Origin of the sequence: Kitasatospora sp. NPDC057198 (assembly GCF_042670125.1) — a bacterium.
Taxonomy (GTDB): Bacteria; Actinomycetota; Actinomycetes; order Streptomycetales; family Streptomycetaceae; genus Kitasatospora.
Genome location: NZ_JBHUWH010000410.1, coordinates 1 through 6942, shown reverse-complemented (window position 1 = coordinate 6942; position 6942 = coordinate 1). Strand labels below are relative to the sequence as shown.

General features: G+C 74.9%; 6 protein-coding genes. 2 read left to right on the top strand and 4 right to left on the bottom strand.

Features of this window, described 5'->3' with window-relative positions:
* Positions 1–897: AMP-binding protein (locus ACFUEL_RS31640; RefSeq protein WP_380240324.1), on the bottom strand; the 897-nt coding region annotated here is incomplete at its 3' end.
* A gap of 231 nt (positions 898–1128) precedes the next feature.
* Between ACFUEL_RS31640 and ACFUEL_RS31635 the strand changes: the two genes are divergently transcribed.
* A complete protein-coding gene (locus ACFUEL_RS31635; RefSeq protein WP_380240322.1) occupies positions 1129–2493 on the top strand; it encodes a S8 family serine peptidase in 1365 nt (454 codons plus the stop codon).
* A gap of 67 nt (positions 2494–2560) precedes the next feature.
* Here ACFUEL_RS31635 and ACFUEL_RS31630 read toward each other — a convergent pair whose 3' ends face one another.
* From ACFUEL_RS31630 to ACFUEL_RS31620, 3 genes are all read right to left on the bottom strand, one after another.
* Entirely contained in the window at positions 2561–3523 is a 963-nt protein-coding gene (locus tag ACFUEL_RS31630; protein ID WP_380240321.1) for an electron transfer flavoprotein subunit alpha/FixB family protein, read from the bottom strand.
* Between the two features lie 139 nt (positions 3524–3662).
* On the bottom strand, positions 3663–4448 hold the full coding sequence (locus ACFUEL_RS31625) for an electron transfer flavoprotein subunit beta/FixA family protein (protein ID WP_380240319.1): 786 nt from the start codon (positions 4446–4448) through the stop codon (positions 3663–3665).
* Between the two features lie 115 nt (positions 4449–4563).
* Complete coding sequence (locus tag ACFUEL_RS31620; RefSeq protein WP_380240317.1) at positions 4564–6243, bottom strand: FAD-dependent oxidoreductase; 1680 nt, start codon at positions 6241–6243, stop codon at positions 4564–4566.
* Positions 6244–6325: 82 nt separating this feature from the next.
* Between ACFUEL_RS31620 and ACFUEL_RS31615 the strand changes: the two genes are divergently transcribed.
* Positions 6326–6928, top strand: a complete 603-nt coding sequence (locus tag ACFUEL_RS31615; protein WP_380240315.1) for a helix-turn-helix domain-containing protein — start codon at positions 6326–6328, stop codon at positions 6926–6928.
* Positions 6929–6942 lie beyond the last annotated feature (14 nt).

Sequence of the window (6942 nt, the reverse complement as noted above, 5' to 3'; positions counted from 1 at the left end):
GGGCAGCGGCACGCCGACGGCGCCGGGGCGGCGTTCGCCGTCGGCCCGGGTGGCGACGGTGATCAGCGTCTCGGTCATGCCGTAGCGCTCGGCGGGGGCCTGTCCGGTGAGTTCCCGCAGCCGTTCGAAGACCGGGACGGGCAGCGGGGCGCTGCCGGAGACCAGCAGCCGGGCGGCGGCGAGTTCGCGGGCGGCGGCCGGGTCGGCGGCGATCCGCGACCAGACGGTGGGGACGCCGAAGTACAGGCTGCCGCGGGCGGCCGCGTACCCGGCGGGGGTGGGCCGGCCGGTGTGGACGAGCCGGCTGCCGGTGCGCAGCGCGCCGAGCACGCCGAGCACCAGGCCGTGCACGTGGAACAGCGGCAGGCCGTGCACCAGGGTGTCGGCGGCGTCCCACTGCCAGGCGTCGGCGAGGCCGTCGAGCCCGGCGGCGACGGCCCGGTGCGGGATGAGCGCGCCCTTGGGGGCGCCGGTGGTGCCGGAGGTGTAGAGCACGAACGCCGTCCGGTCGCCGTCCTCGGCGGCGGGGTGCCAGGCGCCGGACGGGCGGTCCGCCAGGTCGACCGGGAGGGCCGCCAACCCCTCGGTCTCCTCGGGCAGTCCGGTGCCGGCCAGCAGGGCGGCGCCGCTGTCGCGCAGGATGTGCGCGCGCTCGACGGGCCCGGAGTCGGGCGGCAGCGGCACCACCGGCACGCCCGCCAGCAGGCCGCCGACCACGGCGGCGACCGTCTCGGCGGTCGGCCGGGCCAGTACCGCCAGGCCGGGCGCCCCGGCGGCGCGTTCGGCCACCGCCCCGGCGGCGCCCAGCAGTTGCTCCCAGGACAGGGCGGCGCCGTCCACCACCACCGCGTCCGCCCGGTCCCCGTACCCGCCGTCGAGTGCTGTCAGCAGTCCCATGCCTCCCGACTCTACGAGTCCGGGCCGGCCGCGCGCAGCAGCGCCCCGCGCGGGCGGCCCGGAGCTGGGGCGTTACCGAAACCCGCCGTTCCCTTTACCGAATCCGGTGGCCTGCCGGGGCCATGCCCACCGCCCTCTCGGACTATGGCCGGGCCCGGCGGCTGCCGATGGGATAGGGGCGCCCCGGCCGGACCGGGCCGGGGCCCGTCTCTTCGAGGAGTCTCCTTGGGCATGCACCCCGCCACCGCGGGCACCCGACGCTCCACCGCGCTGCGGGCCGCCGCGCTGCTCGCCGTCGGGGCCACCGCCCTGACCGGCGCGACCGCCACCGCACGGTCCGCCGCGCACCTGCCCTCGTTCAAGCTGCGCCCGGCCTCGGCCGGGCAGATCGACGCGGTCGGCCGGGTCGCGCCGATATCGACCTCGGACTGCGTCACGCAGATCGGCATCCACTGCTACTCGCCGCTGCAGTACCGCACCGCCTACCACCTGGACCCGCTGTACCAGCAGGGCGTGACGGGCAAGGGCCGCACCATCGTGATCGTGGACTCCTTCGGCTCGCCCACCATCCAGCACGACCTGGAGACCTTCGACAAGCAGTGGGGCATCCCGGACACCCGGGTCGAGGTGGTCAAGTGGGGGAACGTCCCGGCGTTCGACCCGACCAACCCGGACCACACCGGCTGGGCCGGCGAGACCACCCTGGACGTCGAGTACGCGCACGCGATCGCCCCCGACGCGCACATCGTGCTGGTGGAGACCGGCGTCGCCGAGACCGAGGGCGTCACCGGCCTGCCCGAGATGATGGACGCCGAGAAGGCCCTCATCCAGTCGCGCGACGTGGACGTGGTCTCGCAGAGCTTCGGCGCGACCGAGAACACCTTCCCCGGCTACGACAAGGGCGACTTCAAGTCGATCGAGAAGCTGCGCTACGCCTTCAAGTTCGCCGCCGCCCGGAACGTCACGGTGCTGGCCGCCTCCGGCGACAACGGCGCCACCGACGCGATGGAGAACGGCAGCGACCTGTACCCGTACAAGGTCAACTCCTGGCCCTCGGCGGACCCGCTGGTCACCTCGGTCGGCGGCACCCAGCTGACCCTGGACGACGCGGGCAACCGCACCGCGCCGGACAAGGTCTGGCACGACGACTACGGCGCGGCGGGCGGCGGCGTCTCCGGCGTCTTCGCCCGCCCCTGGTACCAGGCCGCCGTGGCCGGCACCACCAGTGACCACCGCGGCACGCCGGACATCTCGATGAGCGCGGCCGTGGACGGCGCCGCCTGGACGTACGAGTCCTACGACCCGACCCGGGTCGGCTGGCACCTGGTCGGCGGCACCAGCGAGGCCACGCCGATCTTCTCCGGCGTGGTCGCCCTGGCGGACCAGCTGGCGGGCCACCGCCTGGGCCAGCTCAACCCGCGCCTGTACGCGCTGGCGCTGCTGCCCCAGCAGGTCAGCGGCATCACCGACGTCACCGCGGGTGACAACTCCTGGGACGCGGTGACCGGTTACCAGGCCGCCAAGGGCTACGACCTGGCGTCCGGGCTCGGCACGATCGACGGCACCCGCTTCGTGCACTCCCTCGCGGGCCGCTGACCGCCCCCGCGCGCGACGAAGGGCGCGGCCCCCGCGGGGGTCGCGCCCTTCGTCCTTCGACGGGTGCTCAGCCCTTGCGGGCCTTGACCTCGCCGGTGAGCTGGGGCAGGACGTTGAAGAGGTCGCCGACGACGCCGTAGTCGACGAGTTCGAAGATGGGGGCTTCGGGGTCCTTGTTGACGGCGACGATGGTCTTGCTGGTCTGCATGCCGGCGCGGTGCTGGATGGCGCCGGAGATGCCGGCGGCGACGTACAGCTGGGGGGAGACCTGCTTGCCGGTCTGGCCGACCTGGCTGCTGTGCGGGTACCAGCCGGCGTCGACGGCGGCGCGGGAGGCGCCGACGGCAGCGCCGAGGGCGTCGGCGAGGTCCTCGACGACGGTGAAGCCGTCGGCGGCGCCGACGCCGCGGCCGCCGGAGACGACGATGGCGGCCTCGGTGAGCTCGGGGCGGCCGGTGGACACGCGCGGGGTGCGGGCGGTGACGGTGGCGGCGTTGCCGGTGAGGGCGACGGTGACGGGCTCGACGGTGCCGGCGGCGGGGGCCGCTTCGGGGGCGGCGCTGTTGGGCTTGACGGTGATGACCGGGGCGCCGGTGGTGACGGTGGACCTGACCTGGAAGGAGGCGGCGAACACCGACTGGGTGGCGACGGGGCCGCTCTCGCCGGCGGCGAGGTCGACGGCGTCGGTGATCAGGCCGGAGCCCAGGCGCAGGGCGGTGCGGGCGGCGACCTCCTTGTTCTCGCCGGAGGAGGTGACCAGCACGGCGGTGGCGCCGGCGCTCTTGGCGATCTGGGTCAGCGCGTCGACCTTGGGCACCACGAGCTGGGTGGTGAACTCCTCGGCGTCGGCGGTGTAGACCTTGGCGGCGCCGTACTCGGCGGCCTTGGCGGCGATGCCGGCGGCCGCGGCCCCGGCGCCCAGGACGACGGCGGAGGGGGTGCCCAGGCGGCGGGCGAGGGTCAGCAGTTCGAGGGCGGGCTTGCGCACGGCGCCGTCGGCGTGGTCGACCAGGACCAGGATCTCGGTCATGTCGGGTGCTCCTGATGAGGCGTGGAAGGACGGGTGTGACGTGCCGTCAGGCGGGCTCGGGGCCCGGAGGGCGGGGCCGCCCGACCGGTGGGGCCGGTGCGCGCGGGGCGCGGGCGTCCGGGGGAGGGGCGGCGGCCCGTCAGATGAACTTCTGCTCGGCGAGGTACGCGGCGAGCTGCTTGCCGCCCTCGCCCTCGTCGGTCACGATGACGCCCTTGGTGCGGGCGGGGCGGGCGGTGACGTCCTCGACCTTCGTCCAGGCGCCGGCCAGGCCGACCGTGTCGGCGTCGATGCCCAGGTCGTCCAGGTCCAGGGACTGCACCGGCTTCTTCTTCGCGGCCATGATGCCCTTGAAGGAGGGGTAGCGGGCCTCGCCGGACTGGTCGGTGACCGAGACCACCGCGGGCAGCGCCGCCTCGACCTGCTCGGTGGCCGCGTCGCCGTCCCGGCGCCCGGTCACCTTGCCGCCGGCCACCGACACCTCGGACAGCAGGGTGGCCTGCGGCACGCCCAGGCGCTCGGCCAGCAGCGCGGGCAGCACGCCCATCGTGCCGTCGGTGGAGGCCATGCCGCACACCACCAGGTCGTAGCCGGTCTTCTCCAGCGCCGCGGCCAGGATCGCCGAGGTGCCGATCGCGTCCGTGCCGTGGATGTCGTCGTCGTTGACGTGCACGGCCTTGTCCGCGCCCATCGACAGCGCCTTGCGCAGCGCGTCCTTCGCGTCGTCCGGCCCCACCGTCAGCACCGTCACCTCGGCGCCCTCGTTGGCCTCCGCGATCCGCAGCGCCTGCTCGACGCCGTACTCGTCCAGCTCCGACAGGAGGCCGTCCACGCCCTCCCGGTCGGTGGTGGCATCGTCCGCGAAGCGACGGTCACCGGTCGCGTCGGGCACGTACTTCACACAGACAACGATCCTCAAGCTCACGGCCACCTTGTCCTTTCACGCGGGAGGGAACTGAGTACCCTCACTAGACCACACTCTGTGCCACAGATCCACTCTGGTGGGGGTGTGAGAGGGGACTCAGTTCCCAGTCCGGGTGTCAGGCGTGGCGGCGCAGGCGCAGCGTGGAGTCGCGGTGCGGGCGGGCGTCCGGGTCGGTGACCGGGTGCCCGGGGTGGTCGTGGCGGGCGTGCTCCTCGGCGAGCTCGACCGTCCACCCGGCCGGGTCGAGCCGCAGCGAGGCGAGCATCTCCTGCGGGGTGGGGAAGTGCATCTCGGGGTGCGGGTGGTCGTGCTTGACCGGGAACGCGGCGTGGCTGGTGACCAGCAGCGTGCCGCCGGGGGCGACCGCCGCGGCGGCCCGGCGCAGCACCCGTTCGCGCGGGAACTCGGCCGGGGAGTGCAGGAACTGCGCCGAGACCAGGTCGTACGCGCCGGACGGGAAGGCGTGCGCCAGGTCGACGCGCTGCCAGTCGATCCGGTCGGCGAGGCCCGCGGCGGCGGCCCGGGCGGCGGCCCGCTCCAGGGCGACCCGGGAGATGTCGACGGCGGTGACCCGCCAGCCCCGCTCGGCCAGCCAGAGCGCGTCCCCGCCCTCGCCGCAGCCCAGGTCGAGCGCCCGGCCGGGCTCGAGGCCGGTGGCCTGCACGGTCAGCGAGGCGTTCGGGCGGCCGCTCCAGATCTGCTCGCTCTCGCCGTAGCGCTTCTCCCAGAACTCGACCGCGTCGACGGCCAGTCGGGTCTCCTCGGCGACCAGGTCGGCGTTGATCGCGGCGGCGGCCCGCAGCCCGTCCGCGGCGGCGATCGCGACCTGCGCGGCCGGGTCGGTCAGGTTGCCCGCCGCCCAGACGCCGGGGACGCCGGTGGCGCCCGTCGGATCGGTGGTGGCCAGCCGGGTGGCGAAGCGGACGCCCTCGCGGACCAGGTCGGTGGCCGCCAGGCCCAGGTCGGCCAGGAACGGCGCGGTCACCGTCATCTCGGTGCCGACGGCCAGCGCCTCGCAGGGCACCACGGTGCCGTCGGCCAGCCGCACGCCGGTCAGCTCGGCGCCGTCGTCCTCGGGCAGCAGCGCCACCACCTCGCCGGGCAGCACGCCCACCCCGCGGGCGGCCAGCTCGCGCCGCTGCTGCTCGTCGAACGGCCCGCCGGTGTGCGCGAGCAGGGTGACGTCCGCGCTCCACTGCCGCCACAGCAGCGCCTGGTGTACGGCGACCACCGGGTTGGTGGCCAGCACGGCGATCTTCCGGTCGCGGACCTCCCAGCCGTGGCAGTACGGGCAGTGCACCACCTGGTGCCCCCAGCGCTCGGCCAGGCCGGGCACCTCGGGCAGCAGGTCGGTGGTGCCGGTGGTCAGCAGCAGCCGGCGGGCGTGCACCGCGCTGCCGTCCGACAGCTCGGCGCGGAAACCGCCGTCCGCCCCGCGGCCGACGGCCAGCACCTCGGCGTCGTGGAACTCGCCGCCGTACGAGGCGACTTCGGCCCGGCCGAGGGCGACCAGTTCGGCGGGCGGCAGGCCCTCGCGGCCGAGCAGGCCGTGGACGCCCTCGGCGGGCGCGTTGCGCGGCCGGCCGGAGTCGACCACCAGGACGGAGCGGCGGGCGCGGGCCAGGGTCAGGGCGCCGCTGAGCCCGGCGGCGCCGCCGCCGACGATCAGCACGTCGTGGTGGCGGACCGGGTGCGGGGGGCGGTCCGCGTGCTGGTTCGTGTGCTGGTCTCCGTGCTGCTCGGAGTGCTCGTGCGGGTGCTCGTGCGGGTGCTCGTGCCGGTGCGTCGTGGTCATGGCTCGATGGTGCGCCGCGTTCGCCGGATTGACAAACAATGTTGCTGAGGTGGCAAATGGAGGGGTGGAGAGGAGCAGGGTAATGGGCGAGGACTTCGAGGCGGTGCTGACCGGCGTCGGCCCCCGGCTGCGGGCGATCCGGCAGCAGCACGGCACCACGCTGGCGCAGCTGAGCGAGCAGACCGGCATCTCGGTCAGCACGCTGTCCCGGCTGGAGTCCGGCGGTCGGCGGCCGACCCTGGAACTGCTGCTGCCGCTGGCCCGCGCGCACGGCGTGGCCCTGGACGAACTGGTCGACGCCCCGCCCACCGGCGACCCACGGGTGCGGCTGCGCCCGTTCGTCCGGCACGGCTGGACGTACCTGCCGCTGGCCCGCAGCCTCGGCGGCATGCAGGCGTACAAGATCGTCGTTCCCCCCGGCGGCAGCCGGGAGAACTGCGAGCAGCGCACGCACGAGGGCCACGAGTGGCTGTACGTGCTCTCCGGCGAGCTGCTGCTGAAGCTGGGCGAGCACGAGGTGGTGCTGAAGGCGGGCGAGGCGGCCGAGTTCGACACCCGCACGCCGCACCTGTTCACCAACGCCGGGCGGGCGCCGGTGGAGTTCCTGAGCCTGTTCGGCCCGCAGGGGGAGCGGGTGCACGTGCGGGCCCGTACCGCCGAAAAGGCCGGCAGAGAACGGGATTGACGGACCGTCGGGTA

Excerpts from the sequence above, each read along its gene's own strand:
- ACFUEL_RS31635 (WP_380240322.1), top strand. The coding sequence starts at position 1,129 with ATGCACCCCGCCACCGCGGGCACCCGACGCTCCACCGCGCTGCGGGCC.
- ACFUEL_RS31630 (WP_380240321.1), bottom strand. The coding sequence starts at position 3,523 with ATGACCGAGATCCTGGTCCTGGTCGACCACGCCGACGGCGCCGTGCGC.
- ACFUEL_RS31620 (WP_380240317.1), bottom strand. The coding sequence starts at position 6,243 with ATGACCACGACGCACCGGCACGAGCACCCGCACGAGCACCCGCACGAG.
- ACFUEL_RS31615 (WP_380240315.1), top strand. The coding sequence starts at position 6,326 with ATGGGCGAGGACTTCGAGGCGGTGCTGACCGGCGTCGGCCCCCGGCTG.